Origin of the sequence: Prevotella sp. P5-64, assembly GCF_002251285.1 — a bacterium.
GTDB lineage: Bacteria > Bacteroidota > Bacteroidia > Bacteroidales > Bacteroidaceae > Prevotella.
Map to the genome: position 1 here is coordinate 96,633 of NZ_NPJK01000035.1, position 15,254 is coordinate 111,886.

The window sequence follows — 15,254 nt, forward strand, 5'->3', positions numbered from 1 at the left end:
CCATAAAAGTATGCGTTCATTGCTATCATATTATCGTTATTATTGCGTTTACGATACAAAAGTATAACTTTCCAGTGAACCATGCAAACATTTCGATAGTTTTTTTTCAATTATCTGCAATTGTCGCCACGCTGGCCATCACCTTCGCGGTCATCGCTGTCGCAGCCGTCCTCCGTTCCGGGCACCCGGCGAGTGCACTGCGTCCGTTCGTCGGCAGGGCCATCATCCCGGTTTACCTGGTGGGCACGTTCACTGAGTCTACTGGCTTATACACCGAATGGATTGCTGTTGCGATAGGCTTCTTCGACCTTGCGCTGTATGTCCTCGGTACCGCGAGCGGTATAGTCGCCATTGACATCGGCCACCTGTTCGGGTTCCAGCTCCAGCGCAGCACGGGCGTCAGCCTCGGCACCTTCCTTGTCGCCCTTGGCATACTTCACCGCTCCGCGCTCCTTCATGGCAGCGGCGCTGAAAGGATTGGCGTCAATCACGCGATCATAGTAAGCCAAAGCGCCATCGAGGTCATCCTTGGCCTTGGCCACTCTGGCAGCCAGAAGCAGCGCATCCTCGTTTTCCGGCACCTTTTCCATGAGCAATTTCACATCAGCCTCGGCGCCGGCGAGGTCGCCCATCTTCAGGAGGGTCTCTCCACGCAGCAGATTGGCACTGAGGAAAGCCTCGTTGATGGCTATTGCCTTGGTAAGCATGGCTATTGCCAGTATGGGGTTGCCCTGTCCTACATACGATTGGGCCAACAAGTAATGGGCTTCGGCACTTTCAGGATTAACTTCCAAAGCCTTGTTGCTCATCTGTTGCTGGGCGTCGTAGTCTTCACGCATATAGGCCACATTGGCCATACGCAGCCATATCTGCTCATTGTCGGGCTGGGCTTCGGCGAGACGACCGAGATACTGGTAGGAATTCTCGAGGTCGCCGAGTCGCAGATAGGCCTGGGAGAGATAGTCACAGGTCTCAAGGTCATCATGTATCTGGAGCGCATGTTCAAAGCACTTTACCGCATAATCGTTCTGACCCATACGGAGGGCGCGCACGCCGTCGTATTTGAGCACGTCAAATTCCTTACTCTTGTTATCGTCGTTCTTGGCGGTAGCATCTTCACCACCCAAGCCTAATAATGACTTCAAAAAACCCATTTCTATCGTTATATTAGTGATTAATAAAAGCTCTATAATTTACAAAGGTAACATAAATTAGGTTAACAAGGCAAACAAAAACAACTTTTTTTGCCTCGAAGTTGCCGATAAGTTATCCGAAACTATTAATTTTGCCGTTATGAAACGAATTATGCTTTTAATATGGCTCTTCAGCATAAGCCACGCCATATTTGCACAGCGTATAGCACGTGGTCCGCTCCACAGTGCAGACAATATGCGCAACGAATGGTTGCTTCCCGGCGACACCTTATATTATATAGGACAGGCGCCACGCATCTACAATGGCGAGCCACGGCTTCTGGATACCAAGTTTGCCAATCCCGAGCCCAATGTCGATACCTACGTCGGCGGCATGCACGAGGGGCTCAACCTCGCGCTCGACTTCAGCGCCTTTGCCACACTGGGCAAACACGCCCCTCATCGTGGCGGCTTCGGCCAGAACATCAATGCCGCCTATCTCGCGCCCCTTACGCGCGACGGCAAGTTATGGGGTGCAGCCGGCATTTACTTCAACAACACCACTTGGGGCGGCGACGCCTACCGTGATGTCGGTCTCTATGGCATTCTGGGTTATAAAATCAATGAGAAGTGGGAACTCTATGCCTATGGCCAGCTCTCGATAGCCAACAACTATAACTCCTTCTTCAATCGTTATGGTATGCCCGGATATGGCTATTGGGGCTACAGCGCCCTACCCTTCTCCATGCGTACGGGTTATGGCTTTGCCACTCCCGGTGCCAATGTCATCGGTATAGGTGCCAAATACAACTTCAGTCCGTCGTTTTCCATCCAGGTCGATGTACAACAGGCGTGGTATGACAACAACCGCCCGTTCTATGGCGACCACCACCTCTACCCCAACCAACGCCCCTGACCGCGCAGAGGCGCCATTTCAGTTGGAGATAAGATACAAGTTGATTGCAAAGCGCGAAACCACAAAATCATGGCGTGAAAAGACGGTATCAAAGTGTGAAAGCCATAAATCAAACCACGGAATTATCTTTAATGAGACCTCGGATGTTTTTGGTTTTTACTGATATATATTGCGTTGCTCTCACAACAAGACCATGATATGCAGCAAACGCACATCCCGACTCTCGCTGCCGTCATCTACTATCAAGAACAGGGCAAATGACAATGCCGCCATGCCAAAAGATAAAAAGGGCTTGCAACATGATGCTGCAAGCCCTCTCTGTTTATCTTCGGTCTGGACGGTATCAATAGAATCTGAAATATCTGCGCGCATTGTTGTAGGAGATGTCCTCCACCATGCGTGCCAAGGGTTCCTCGTCATTGGGTATAAGTCCTCGCTCCACGTCTGTACCTAATAGATTGCACAGCAGACGACGGAAGTACTCATGACGGGGATAGCTCAGGAACGAGCGAGAGTCGGTCAGCATGCCCACAAACCTTGACAGGAGACCCAGGTTGGACAAGGCGTTCATCTGGCGGGTCATTCCGTCGAGCTGGTCGTTGAACCACCAGCCAGCACCAAACTGCATCTTGCCCGGCTCGCTGCCATCCTGGAAGTTGCCTATCATCGCGGCTATCATCTCATTGGCGCAGGGGTTGAGGGTGTAGATGATGGTGCGGGTAAGTTTGCCCTCGCTATTGAGATGGTCAAAGAAATGAGACATAGCCGTAGCGGTATTGAACTCACCGATGGAGTCGAATCCCGTATCTGGGCCTATGGCGTTGAACATACGCGTATTGTTGTTGCGGATAGGGCCATAATGGAACTGCTGTGTCCAGTCGTCGGCAGCGTCCATTTCAGCACTAAGGGTAAGGAAACAATGCTTGAACTGGCGAATCTCCAATGCCGACAGGCTCATGCCACGCATGGCCTTGGAGAAGATGGTCTCAATCTGTGACGCGGTGTATGGCTCGTCGTAGAACTCATCAATGCCGTGGTCGGAAAGACGGCATCCGCAGGCGTTGAAATAGTCATGACGCTTCTGGAGGGCATCAACCATATCCTTGAAGTGGACGATGTTCACGCCGGCCTTTTCACCCAGAGTCTGCACATAATCGGCAAAGCCCGCCTTGTCAATATTCATGGCCTTGTCGGGGCGCCAGGCGGGCAGCATGTGAATCTGGAAGCCGCTTTCCTTGACTTGCTTGTGATAAGTCAGGTCATCTATGGGGTCGTCGGTTGTGCAGACGCACTCAACATTAAAGCGGGACATCAGTCCGCGTGCCGAAAACTCGGGGAGTTTGAGTTTCTCATTACATTCGTCATAGATTTCGCGCGCAGTGGCTGGGCTGAGCACCTTGTCTATGCCAAAACCCGAACGAAGTTCAAGGTGAGTCCAGTGATACAACGGATTGCGGTAGCAGTAGGAAATGGTATCAGCCCATTTCTCAAACTTCTCCCAATCGGAAGCATCACCGGTAATATATTTTTCATCAATGCCATTGGTACGCATAGCGCGCCACTTGTAATGGTCCTCTCCAAGCCACAATTCGGTAATGCTTGAAAACTGATGATTGTCGGCCACCATTTTAGGGTCAAGATGACAATGATAATCGATAATTGGCATCTTGGCAGCGTGGTCATGGTAAAGATGTTTGGCCGTCTCCGTGTCGAGAAGGAAATCGGCATCCATAAATTGTTTCATACAATAAATCAATTAATATGTTATTTTGGTTGCAAATGTACTGATTTTTTTTGTGCAAGAACCAAAAAAAATGTAAATTTGCATGGAATATATGATTTTGACAAATCATCTTTACATTCTTAATGATGAGAAAAAAAGGAAAAGTACTGCTCATTTACACCGGTGGCACCATTGGAATGGGTGTAAACCCCGCTACCGGCGCCCTGGAGCCATTGGATTTTAAGCATCTTAAAGAGCATTTGCCGGAATTCCAATATATCAAGACTGATATAGACATCTATCAGTTCAATCCGCCAATAGATTCGAGCGACATGAGCACTGACTCATGGATAAAGCTGGTCTCTATCATCGGTGAACAGTATGATATGTATGACGGCTTTGTCATCCTGCATGGTACAGACACCATGGCCTACACCGCTTCGGCCCTATCTTTCCTCTTAGAGAACCTCACCAAACCGGTAATCCTAACCGGAAGCCAGCTGCCATTAGGCCAGTTGCGCACCGACGGCAAGGAGAATATCCTGACGAGTATAGAACTGGCGTCGACCTATCGTCAAGACGGCACCCCGATGGTGCCCGAGGTGTGTATCTACTTCAACGGCCATCTGCTGCGAGGCAACCGTGCCACCAAGCAGAATGCCGACGGGTTCAACGCTTTTGACTCGTTCAACTACCCGCACCTCTGCGATGCGGGAGTCGATTTCACCTTCCACACCCATCACATCCTTACCCCCGACTACAGCAAACCGCTTATCGTGCACAAGGAGATGGACCGCAATGTCATCATCTTCTCCCTCTTCCCGGGTATAGACGAGAATATAGTGAAGCACGTGCTTGAGGCTCCCGAACTCCGGGGTATCATCATGCGCAGTTATGGCAGCGGAAATGCACCTCACTACCCATGGATTGTCAATGAACTGCGCGAGGCGAGCAATCGCGGCGTGGTGGTGGTCAACATTAGCCAATGTATATCGGGCAAGGTGGAAATGGGAAGGTATGATACGGGACGGCAACTGCTCCAGGCGGGCATCATCTCTGGCAGAGACAGCACCGTAGAGGCTGCCGCCACCAAGTTGATGTATCTGCAAGGGAGATACGATGACTCCGAGAAAATCAGAGAGCTGATGGCTCACTCTATAGCTGGTGAACTTACTGAAGTATAAGCCAAATAGAGATACGAAAGAGGGATATGCCGACAGCATATCCCTCTTTCCTTATAATGAAGTCTCGTCCTATATGCGAAGCTCCTTGAGAATGTTGGCCATCTTCTCCTTGGTCGCAATGGTAGTGGGGACCAAAGGCAGACGCAATACATTTTCGATATATCCCATGTCGTTGAGCAGAGCCTTGACTCCAGCAGGGTTGCCATCAACAAAGAGCAGTTTGTAAAGTTCGGTAAAACGGTGGTGGATGGTTCTGGCGGGGTCGTATTCGCCCTTGAACTCAAGTCTAATCATACGCGAGAACTCCTTGGGCAGTGCATTGCCTATCACAGAGATGACTCCGATGGCGCCACTTGCAACCATAGAGAACGTAAGTGCATCGTCGCCGCTGATGACCTCAAAGCCATCTGGTTTGTTCTTGATGATTTCATCCACCTGCTCAAGCGAGCCGCTCGCCTCCTTGACTCCCACGATGTTGTGGCACTCTCGCGCCAAGCGCACGATAGTCTCAGGCTTCATGTTGACGCCGGTACGTCCTGGCACGTTATACAAAACGATGGGTAGAGGGCTTGCCTGGCTTATTGCCTTGAAATGCTGGTAAAGCCCCTCTTGTGAGGGCTTGTTGTAATACGGGCAGATACTGAGAATACCATCAATTCCAGACCAGTCGGTTTCCTGTATTTCGGCAACAACTTCACGAGTATTGTTGCCACCACAATATTTAAGGATAGGCACTCTGCCATTTGTAATCTCTTTAACGACCTCCGTTATCTTGTCTTTTTCATCACGAGAGAGACAAGGTGCCTCTCCAGTGGTTGCAAGAATACAGAAAAAATCGGCACCGTTATCCAATTGATATCGTATCAGGCGCTGTAACGCAGCATAATCTACTTCACCGTCTTGTGTAAAGGGAGTTATCAGGGCAATACCCAAGCCTTTGAATATGTTTCGTGACATAATAATGTGGTTATTTATGTACAAAGTTACAAGAAATATGGCAAAAGGCAAAGTGGATGCACGTTTTTTTGATTTTTTAATGACCTCCTATCCACAAAAAGACCATGCCCACAAGCACCAACAGCAAATCTATGGCTTTAGACTTCAGGTTCTTCTCATGGAAAAGCAAGGCTCCACACATGAAACTGACGATAACCGAACTGCGGCGTACCATGGAGACGATGGAAATCATGGCGGCAGGAAGGCTCAAGGCATAGAAATAGACAAAGTCGGCGGCGCAGAGAAATACGGAGATGAACACGATGTACCAACTCCATCTGAAGCGCTCGGTCTTCCCCCGCTTCCACCACCAGATGAGAAGGACGATACCCATCATGGCCATCTGGTAGAGATTGTACCAGCTCTGGACAGTCATGCTGTTAAGCGCGAGGCCGCCATTATCGGCAGGTGCCATAAGATACTTGTCGTACAGTCCGCTGGCGGCACCCAACAGTGCTGCTCCGACAAGAAAGATTATCCAGATGTTGTGCTTGAAGTCGATGCCTTCCTTCTTGCTGCTGCGGCTCAGCATAAAGAAAGAGATGATGGCAAAGACCACACCCACCCATTGCCACACATTGAGTCGCTCGCCAAAGAGTAGCAGCGCACCTATCAACGTCATCACGGGGCGTGTGGCATTGATGGGGCCAACGATGGTAAGCGGCAGATGCTTCATGGCAAAATAGCCAAGCGTCCATGACGACAGGACGATACAACTCTTGAGCAGGATATACTTGTGTACCTCCCAACCCTGGGACTGTACGTAAAACATACTCCCCTCTAACAGATGGGAGTTTGCGGACAGAAGAATAAAGGGCAAGAAGATAACAGAAGAAAACAGGGTGTTAAGGAAAAGAACGGGGATGACAGCATTGCCATCGAGAGATTTCTTCTTACATGTGTCATAAAAACCTAACAGCAGCGCTGAAAGGAAAGCAAGACTTAACCAGACCATCACTTATATATTTAATAAACTATATCCCAGAGGAAAAGGGCATGAGCAGGCATGCTCTCGCCCGCATTTTTACGGCTACCGGAAGCTACAACCGCACGGAACTCATCCAGAGTCATACGGCCACGTCCTACCTCGACCAATGTGCCAACCACGGCACGCACCATATTACGCAAGAAACGGTTGGCGCTAATCTCGAAATACCAGCAGCCAGGCTCCTCCATCTTAATCCATTCGGCCTTGGTCAGGTCGCACAACGTGGTCTTGACATCAGCGCCTGCCTTGCAGAAGGAGCCGAAGTCCTTGACATCGAGCAGCAGCCGGGCTGCCTCATTCATAGCTTCGAAATCAAGCTGATAAGGCATCTCCAAGGAATAAAAACGATGGAAAGGATTGCGATGGGTATGTATATAATAATGATAGGTGCGCTTGACGGCAGAGAAACGTGCATGCAAATCGTCTGCGACTTTCCTCACGTCGTGTATGGCTATGTCGCGTGGCATCATCCGGTTCAACTTATAAGCCAATTGGGCTCCATCGAGCTCGCCGTCATAATCAAAATGTGCAACCATCAAATGGGCATGGACACCAGCGTCGGTGCGACCGGCACCCACCACCTCGATGGTGCCTCTCAACAGTGTGGACAATCGTTCTTGAAGAACCTGCTGGACAGATATTCCATTGGGCTGTATCTGCCAACCATGATAGGCGGTTCCGTCAAAACTAAGATAAATAAAATATCGACTCATCATTTGGAATGCAAAGTTAGACAAAATATGCGATACACACAAATGATTAACACATAAAGAGCAACGACCTGAACGCCATCAAAATGAATATTTTCGATAGAAGCGCCGGGCAGCATGGCAATTCCCCTCACGCTGCTGTCCATGGTATGGGCGGCAGATGTGAGAATGGCCACCATCCACCGTTGGATTATGGCGACAGGGGTAAGGAGCAATACGGCAAATGCGGAATAAACTATAATGTACGCGCAAGGCACCACCACAATGTTGGCGAGAAGGAAATAACAGGACAACCGGCCGAAATGGTATAACAGCAATGGTGCCACCGCCAGCTGGGCTGACAAGGAGAGCCACAACAGTGACAGAAACCAGTTGAGTCGGCGCTTGGGTTGAAAGAAGAAGATACCCAAAACGGCCATGAAAGACAACTGAAATCCAACATCCCACAAGGATAAGGGATTGAAGAGAAGGATTACCAGGGCTGTAAACGCCAATGTATTGAATGGCTGATGTGGTCTGTTGTCTAAATCGACAACTGCATACAGGCTAATCATGGTCGCGGCTCTCGTAATGCTGGGCGAAAGTCCGACAAGGATAGTAAATCCCCATATCAACCCAAACAATAAAAGAGCCTTAATGAATTTGATAGTGAGTCTTCCTTTGCCTCCGGTGTAACCAATCAGACACTTGGCGATGCCATTCATAATGTAATTGACTATCACAAACAACACCATCAGATGCAAACCGCTCAAAGCCAGGATGTGACTTGCACCGGAAATGGAGTATTCGTCACGCATTTGGTCATCAAGGAGACTCTTGTCGCCAATAGTCATCGCGCTAATGAGTGCCAATGTCCTGTCTTCAAGACCCAGACGCCTGTAATTCTCCTGCAAGTTGCCACGCCACATCGTTGCACGCATGCGTATTTTCTCCATGGTTGGCAAATTGCTTATTTTGATTTGCTCACGTTGCCAGTCTTGCCATACATAAGCGGTCGCATCATAGTGATTGACACGCAGCCAGCGCTGATAATCGAAATGTCCGTCACTGAAGTCTACATCGGCTACGGCTTTCAAGGCGGTGCTGACGACAAGTCCGTCGCCAGGCCTAAGCGTATCGCCATAGAGTTGGGCATCGCGCAACAGCGTGGCCTTCACCTTGATAGGCTCTGGAGTATTGACAATCCACAAGTCGCACTTGAAAGACTTGTCGGTAATGACGGGTTGGCTGACGACAACAGCCTCATAATAATGTCGCCCGACGGGAATGGCCTTGTTGTACTCTTTCGCGATGGTGACAAGCCAGGCTCCAGCGATGATGGCGCCGACATGGACACTCAGACTTGAAACAATCGGGAAGCGCATGAACCAGCTGCCGATAGCTATAGCGGAAATCAGGAGGACGGCATAAACTGCAAACGGCAACATAAGAATATCGCCCAAAGCTATGCCTAAAATGAACATAACCGCTATCACGAACAGCGGATTGTTACGATAGAAATCTACGCTATATCTCAAGCCTGACTGAATTAGATTTGTTGCAGATAAGCAGCACACTGCTCGGCACAACGCTCACCATCTACGCCGGCAGACACAATTCCGCCTGCATACCCAGCTCCTTCTCCACAAGGGAAAAGGCCCTGGAGTCTCACATGCATAAGCGTTTCCCGGTTGCGAAGTATTCTCACCGGCGAGCTGGTACGTGTTTCCATAGCTATGAGCACCGCTTCATTGGTAAGAAAACCATGAGCCTGGCGACCAAAGGTCTTGAAACCTTCCTGAAGGCGTGATGCAATCGGCTTGGGCATCCAGAAATGCAATGGGCTCGAAATCAATCCGGGCGCATAGCTGCTTGCGGGTAGGTCATAGCTCAATCTGTTGTTCACGAAGTCAGCCATTCGCTGGGCTGGAGCTGTCTGCTGACGGTTTCCTTGTTGCCAACACATCTTCTCAACTTCCTCCTGGTAGTGCATAACGGCCAATGGATTGTCTGCATCGATATCCTCGGGACGCAACTCGACAACCATACCCGAATTGCTCCACTTGGTTCCACGGTTGGCGGGGCTCATACCATTGACAACGATTTGCTCGGGTCCTGTTGCAGCGGGTATTACAAAACCGCCGGGACACATGCAAAAGCTATAAACGCCCCTTCCGTCAACCTGAGTGACCATACTATACTCTGCAGCAGGAAGGTATTTGCCGCGACCTTGCTTACTGTGATATTGTATCTGGTCTATAAGCATGGCGGGATGCTCGAGTCTTACACCGACGGCAATGCCTTTGGCCTCAATCTCAATATTGTCACGATAAAGATAACGATAAACGTCGCGAGCACTATGACCCGTGGCAAGAATGACAGGACCATTCCAGCAACGTTGCTCACCTGTATTCAGATCTACCGCTTCTACACCGACCACGGTATCACCCTTGGTGATGAGGCTGGTCATTTTGGTCTGGAAATGCACCTGACCGCCACATCCAAGGATAGTGTTGCGCATGTTTTCTATAACTCGGGGCAACTTGTCTGTACCTATATGAGGGTGGGCGTCAACCAGAATGGATGTGGAGGCACCGTGCTGACAGAATACATTAAGTATCTTGTCGACATTGCCACGCTTCTTGCTGCGTGTAAACAACTTGCCATCCGAGTAAGCGCCAGCTCCGCCTTCGCCAAAACAATAGTTGGACTCTTCATCCACCTTTTGGATTTTGGCAATGAGTGCCATATCACGCTTACGGTCATGGACATTCTTTCCACGCTCAAGCACAATCGGCTTATACCCAAGTTCTATCAGTCGCAAAGCAGCAAACAAGCCGCCGGGGCCCTCTCCTATCACGAGCACCTGAGGCTTTTCATCTACCTGGGGATAGACGGTGCGTTGGAAGTCACCGGAAGGAAACTCATTGATGTAGACTCTGACCGTGAGGTTGATGAATATATTACGTTGACGGGCATCTATCGACCGTTTGACAATGCGCGTGGTCGTAACCTTCGTCACATCGACGCCCTTTTCGTCTGCCAAAAACTGTAATATACTCTGCTCGCTTGCCGCGACTTGCGGCGTAACTCTTATCTGGTAATCGGTGGTCATATCTATACTATATATTATTCTGACAGGCCGCATTCCAAAGACCTATCTCATCTGCAAAAATACATCATTTATGTTAATCACACAATCTATTACAAATAAAAATGCCAGATGTGGACAAAAAAAGAGGATGGTTGCTCAAACAACCACCCTCTCCATATATAAATTTAATAATGTTAGTCAAGCCACTTCACATAGCAGAAGTCCTGACGATGGGGCAGCTCAGCATTCTTGGGATACATACGAACACAAGTACGGAAGGCACCAGCAACATCGGGTTCAACATTTACCTCGAAGATATAGTTATTGCCCTCGTGGCCAACTACCTCAAACGGATGAACGCTGTAAACCTGGCGACCATCAGGAGTAAGTTCGTTGTTGAGCGAAACAAGCTCCAGACCAACAGCATCCACAAGACCCTGCTCGTCGATGACATATCTCAGCTTGTAGCTTACTCCGGTCTCGCCGCCATTATCAAGGAGAGTTGTCTCCTTAGACACAACGTTGATACTATCCCAACGCTCGGCAACGGTTTCCTTCCACTGAGCCAGGTCCTTAGCCAGACGATTGTTGTCGGCAGCCAGCTTGTGGTAGCGTGCAGCCTGGGCGTTGTAGAACTTAGTGTAGTAGTCATCCAACTGACGCTTCATGGTGTAGTGGGGAGCGATAGTGGCGATAGAGTTCTTGATTACCTTAATCCAACCCTCACTATAGCCCTTCTTAGACTTCTTATAGTAGAGAGGAATAATCTCATTCTCGAGCAGACCATAGATTGTAGCTGCGTCGAGCTGGTCCTGATAACCCTGGTTCTGATAGGTACGCTTCTCGGGGAGAGCCCAACCGGCACCCTCACGATAGCCTTCAACCCACCAACCATCAAGAACAGAGAGGTTAACCACACCGTTCATCTCGGCCTTCTCACCAGATGTGCCGGACGCCTCGAGAGGACGGGTAGGAGTATTCATCCAGATATCGACACCAGATACCAAGCGACGGGCAAGCTGCATATCGTAGTCCTCGAGGAAGATAATCTTACCGAGGAACTCTGGACGCTGGCTGATTTCAAAGATCTTCTTGATAAGTCCCTGTCCGGCGCCGTCAGCGGGGTGAGCCTTACCAGAGAAGAAGAAGAGCACTGGATGCTCGGGGTCGTTAACAATCTTGCTGAGGCGATCCAGGTCGGTGAAGAGCAGGTGGGCGCGCTTGTAAGTAGCAAAACGACGGCAGAAGCCTATCATCAACGCGTTGGGGTTGATGCGCTCCAGCAGTGATACCACGCGAGCAGGGTCGCCCTGGTTGCGGAGCCATGTCTGGGTAAACTTCTCACGGATATAGCTAATGAGCTTCTTCTTGAGAGCCATACGGGTCTCCCAGATTTCATCGTCTGGAACGTTGTAGATACCATGCCAGATAGACTCATTGCTCTGGTCGCTCATGAACGACTCGTCGAAATACTTGTCATATACCTTACGCCACTCTGTCGCTGTCCATGATGGGAAGTGAACGCCATTGGTAACATAGCCCACTGAGTTTTCCTCTGCAAAATATCCCTTCCACAAGGGCTGGAACATCTGCTGGCTAACCCAACCATGGAGTTTGCTCACGCCATTGATACCCTGGCAGGTGTTGCAAGCGAATGTTGACATACAGAAACGCTCACTGTGGTCATCTGGATTCTGACGACCCATGCCGATAAACTCATCCCAACTGATGCCGAGACGTGAAGGATAGCCGCCCATGTACTTGCCAAACAGAGACTCATCGAAGTAGTCGTGACCGGCAGGCACAGGAGTGTGAACGGTATAGAGTGAAGAAGCCTTAACCAGCTCCATAGCCTGGTTGAAGGTAAGGCCATTGTCAACATAGTCGCAGAGACGCTGCAGGTTGCACAGGGCAGCGTGGCCCTCATTGCAGTGATAGATGTCCTTGGTAATTCCGAGCTTCTTCAGAGTAAGGATACCACCAATACCCAGCAGGATTTCCTGCTTCAGACGGTTCTCCCAGTCGCCGCCATACAGTGAATGGGTGATAGGACGGTCAAACTCAGAGTTCATATCATTGTCGGTATCGAGCAGATAGAGCTTGATACGGCCAACGTTTACCTGCCAAACATAAGCATGTACCTGATAGTTCATATAGGGTACGTCTACCACAACAGGGTTGCCATCCTTGTCCAGAACACGCTCAATAGGAAGAGAATTGAAGTTCTGGGCGTCGTATTTGGCAATCTGCTGGCCGTCCATACTCAGACTCTGAGTGAAGTAGCCGAAGCGATAGAGGAAACCTACGGCACAGAGGTCTACATTACTGTCAGAAGCCTCCTTGAGGTAGTCACCAGCCAGCATACCGAGACCACCGGAGTAAATCTTGAGCACCTGGTTGAGACCATATTCCATACAGAAATAAGCTACAGAAGGACGACTGGCATCGGGCTTGACGTTCATATAGGTCGTAAACTTCGCATATACATCCTTGATTTTCTTCATCAGCTTTGTATCGTTCACGATTTCGACCTTGCGATCATAGCTTAATCTCTCCAGAAGAAGCACTGGGTTGTGTCCAACTTCCTCATAGAGCTTTTCATCGAGACACTTAAACATGTTACGTGCTTCGTAGTTCCAGCCCCACCACATGTTGTGAGCGAGCTCATCCAGACATTTTAATTTTTCTGGCAATCTTGATTTGATTGTCAACTCCTTCCATTTCGGCTCGTTGACATAATCTGACTTTATCTTCATATATGTAATTTATTAGTATTACCTTATTAATATATATTATCTCTTTGCAGACTTGGAGAGTGCGATGTCGTAGGCTTCCTTGTAGTAGGCGATGAATTTGCTCCACAATGCCTTCTTGGAGAGGCGCACTGCCGCATCGCGGCATGTCTTTACCTCGTCGGGCGACATGGCTGCAAACTCTCTAATGGTCTCACAAAGCTCGTCGGCCACATTATTATAATTATAGTCGGTACGATGCACCACCTTGACGCCATCTCTGAGTTCGCTGTCTGCCCCCTTTACCTGGTTGGCCCACAGTCCAAAGCCTGCCAAATCGGTAGTGATACAAGGCACATGGAAAGCGATGGCCTCAAGCGGGGTATAGCCCCAAGGCTCGTAGTATGAGGGATAGACACAGAGGTCATTGCCGAGCACTACGTCATAGTATGGCATATCGACGATTCCGTCGTCGCCAGTAAGATAACAAGGGATGAATATCACTTTGACCTTGTCATCGAGACAGTTGTGCATGTCGAGATAGTTCATCATGCCGAGCACCTTGTCGTCATTGGCATTGTGCAGCCAATGGGTGACTCTCGGATTGTCGAGGGGCGTATCAAAAGTCTTGCCTTGTTCCATCAGCGCGAGGCGTTCCTGCAAGTCCTGACGGCCCATGCCTACCCAGCCCGGCACTTCGATGAAGGCGAGCACATTGCGGTTGAGTCTGTCATTGTGGCGCAGACGGTTGAGAGAGTCGATGAAGACATCGATGCCCTTGTTGCGGAACTCATAACGACCGCTTGTCGACACGATTACGGTGTCGTCGTCCAGTCTGGTACCCATCAGCGCGTTGGCTATGTTCAGGAGCTTGGCTCTTGCCAACTTCCTCTTGCGGGTAAACGCAGCGCCCTTGGGCACAAAGTCGTTTTCAAATCCATTGGGCAGAACCACATCTACGGGCTTGTCCAACAACTCCTTGCACTCCAGAGCGGTAATGTCGCTCACAGTAGTGAAGCAGTCAACGTTGTGGGCAGTACGCAATTCGATGGAATGTTTGGACTGCATATTGAGTTCATCAGCCATCTGATTGCCATTGTAAGCGTCGAGATACTGATAGAGCGGCTTGTTGTTGCCGGCGATGCTTCGACCTATACTTGTGGCATGGGTGGTGAATATAGTGGCTATCTCGGGCACCTTGCTCTTGACGTACAGCAGACCGAGACCATTCATCCACTCATTGCCATGATATACCACGCGACGGTTGCCATTGATGTAGTAACGATAGAAGCTCTCTACCACTCGGCCGGCAGCATAGGAGAACATCGAGGCTTCGTCGTAATCGCCATAGGCATGCAGACTATCCACCTGATAGTGTTCCCACAACCAAGTGTATATATCATTCTTCTGAGCGAAGAATGGTTTGAAGTCAACTAAGATTGCTATAGGATTGCCGGGTACATTCCATCTACCCACGCGTAAAGCTAATTCTTTCTCCTGATTAACCCAATCGATGTAAAGCCGCTTGTCTTCTGTAAAATAGGGTGTTTCCTCTCCAAAATCAGGACCTATAAAAATGAGATTGTCACCGAGTTCTTTCTGTAGTGTGAGGGCACGCGACGAGAGCACTGTGTAGATACCGCCAACCTTATTGCAAACCTCCCAACTCGACTCAAATATATATTCCGGAAACAATAATGTTCTCTTCATAACTATTTATAATACGACGCAAAGGTAATCTAAAAATCGCAGAATAAGAAATTTATGTGTTAAAATCTTCAAATATAGGCACGTTTCTT

12 protein-coding genes are annotated in these 15,254 nt (G+C 49.3%); 2 read left to right on the forward strand and 10 right to left on the reverse strand.

What is annotated here, in order from left to right:
• Positions 1–266: 266 nt before the first annotated feature.
• Positions 267–1,154: a lipopolysaccharide assembly protein LapB gene (locus CIK87_RS06595; RefSeq protein ID WP_094386475.1), complete on the reverse strand. Its 888-nt coding sequence runs from the start codon at positions 1,152–1,154 to the stop codon at positions 267–269.
• Positions 1,155–1,293: 139 nt separating this feature from the next.
• On the opposite strand from CIK87_RS06595, the gene CIK87_RS06600 reads away from it, so the two are divergent.
• Positions 1,294–2,049, forward strand: a complete 756-nt coding sequence (locus CIK87_RS06600) for a hypothetical protein (protein ID WP_094386477.1) — start codon at positions 1,294–1,296, stop codon at positions 2,047–2,049.
• 180 nt (positions 2,050–2,229) lie between these two features.
• Here CIK87_RS06600 and CIK87_RS13980 read toward each other — a convergent pair whose 3' ends face one another.
• Positions 2,230–2,421, reverse strand: a complete 192-nt coding sequence (locus tag CIK87_RS13980; protein ID WP_144007785.1) for a hypothetical protein — start codon at positions 2,419–2,421, stop codon at positions 2,230–2,232.
• A complete protein-coding gene (uxaC, locus tag CIK87_RS06605; RefSeq protein ID WP_094386479.1) occupies positions 2,393–3,793 on the reverse strand; it encodes a glucuronate isomerase in 1,401 nt (466 codons plus the stop codon). Before uxaC ends, CIK87_RS13980 begins: the two co-directional genes overlap by 29 nt.
• A gap of 125 nt (positions 3,794–3,918) precedes the next feature.
• Here uxaC and CIK87_RS06610 point away from each other — a divergent pair, with 125 nt between their 5' ends.
• Positions 3,919–4,956 (forward strand): type I asparaginase, encoded by a 1,038-nt coding sequence (locus CIK87_RS06610; protein WP_094386638.1) that lies wholly within the window; start codon positions 3,919–3,921, stop codon positions 4,954–4,956.
• A gap of 69 nt (positions 4,957–5,025) precedes the next feature.
• On the opposite strand, the gene dapA is transcribed toward CIK87_RS06610, so the two are convergent.
• The 7 genes from dapA to CIK87_RS06645 form a co-directional block, all read right to left on the reverse strand.
• Complete coding sequence (gene dapA, locus CIK87_RS06615) at positions 5,026–5,913, reverse strand: 4-hydroxy-tetrahydrodipicolinate synthase (protein WP_022311052.1); 888 nt, start codon at positions 5,911–5,913, stop codon at positions 5,026–5,028.
• A gap of 76 nt (positions 5,914–5,989) precedes the next feature.
• Entirely contained in the window at positions 5,990–6,907 is a 918-nt protein-coding gene (locus tag CIK87_RS06620) for a DMT family transporter (protein WP_094386481.1), read from the reverse strand.
• 11 nt (positions 6,908–6,918) lie between these two features.
• Positions 6,919–7,653 (reverse strand): tRNA pseudouridine(38-40) synthase TruA, encoded by a 735-nt coding sequence (gene truA, locus CIK87_RS06625; protein ID WP_094386639.1) that lies wholly within the window; start codon positions 7,651–7,653, stop codon positions 6,919–6,921.
• Positions 7,653–9,113 carry a ComEC/Rec2 family competence protein gene (locus CIK87_RS06630; RefSeq protein ID WP_144008137.1) on the reverse strand — a complete coding sequence of 487 codons (1,461 nt, stop codon included), beginning with the start codon at positions 9,111–9,113 and terminating at the stop codon, positions 7,653–7,655. The genes truA and CIK87_RS06630 overlap by 1 nt, the downstream gene beginning before the upstream one ends.
• 65 nt (positions 9,114–9,178) lie before the next feature.
• A complete protein-coding gene (locus CIK87_RS06635; protein WP_094386640.1) occupies positions 9,179–10,744 on the reverse strand; it encodes an NAD(P)/FAD-dependent oxidoreductase in 1,566 nt (521 codons plus the stop codon).
• A 173-nt stretch (positions 10,745–10,917) separates the two neighbouring features.
• Positions 10,918–13,479, reverse strand: coding sequence for an alpha-glucan family phosphorylase (gene glgP / locus CIK87_RS06640; protein WP_094386485.1), 2,562 nt, complete (start codon positions 13,477–13,479; stop codon positions 10,918–10,920).
• 36 nt (positions 13,480–13,515) lie between these two features.
• Positions 13,516–15,165 carry a glycosyltransferase gene (locus CIK87_RS06645; protein WP_094386487.1) on the reverse strand — a complete coding sequence of 550 codons (1,650 nt, stop codon included), beginning with the start codon at positions 15,163–15,165 and terminating at the stop codon, positions 13,516–13,518.
• Between the last annotated feature and the right edge of the window lie 89 nt (positions 15,166–15,254).

What these genes read in the sequence shown, in the direction of transcription:
- CIK87_RS06595 (WP_094386475.1), bottom strand. Translation starts at nt 1,154, where the DNA reads ATGGGTTTTTTGAAGTCATTATTAGGCTTGGGTGGTGAAGATGCTACC.
- CIK87_RS06600 (WP_094386477.1), top strand. Translation starts at nt 1,294, where the DNA reads ATGAAACGAATTATGCTTTTAATATGGCTCTTCAGCATAAGCCACGCC.
- CIK87_RS13980 (WP_144007785.1), bottom strand. Translation starts at nt 2,421, where the DNA reads ATGCGCGCAGATATTTCAGATTCTATTGATACCGTCCAGACCGAAGAT.
- uxaC (WP_094386479.1), bottom strand. Translation starts at nt 3,793, where the DNA reads ATGAAACAATTTATGGATGCCGATTTCCTTCTCGACACGGAGACGGCC.
- CIK87_RS06610 (WP_094386638.1), top strand. Translation starts at nt 3,919, where the DNA reads ATGAGAAAAAAAGGAAAAGTACTGCTCATTTACACCGGTGGCACCATT.
- dapA (WP_022311052.1), bottom strand. Translation starts at nt 5,913, where the DNA reads ATGTCACGAAACATATTCAAAGGCTTGGGTATTGCCCTGATAACTCCC.
- CIK87_RS06620 (WP_094386481.1), bottom strand. Translation starts at nt 6,907, where the DNA reads ATGGTCTGGTTAAGTCTTGCTTTCCTTTCAGCGCTGCTGTTAGGTTTT.
- truA (WP_094386639.1), bottom strand. Translation starts at nt 7,653, where the DNA reads ATGAGTCGATATTTTATTTATCTTAGTTTTGACGGAACCGCCTATCAT.
- CIK87_RS06630 (WP_144008137.1), bottom strand. Translation starts at nt 9,113, where the DNA reads ATGTTCATTTTAGGCATAGCTTTGGGCGATATTCTTATGTTGCCGTTT.
- CIK87_RS06635 (WP_094386640.1), bottom strand. Translation starts at nt 10,744, where the DNA reads ATGACCACCGATTACCAGATAAGAGTTACGCCGCAAGTCGCGGCAAGC.
- glgP (WP_094386485.1), bottom strand. Translation starts at nt 13,479, where the DNA reads ATGAAGATAAAGTCAGATTATGTCAACGAGCCGAAATGGAAGGAGTTG.
- CIK87_RS06645 (WP_094386487.1), bottom strand. Translation starts at nt 15,165, where the DNA reads ATGAAGAGAACATTATTGTTTCCGGAATATATATTTGAGTCGAGTTGG.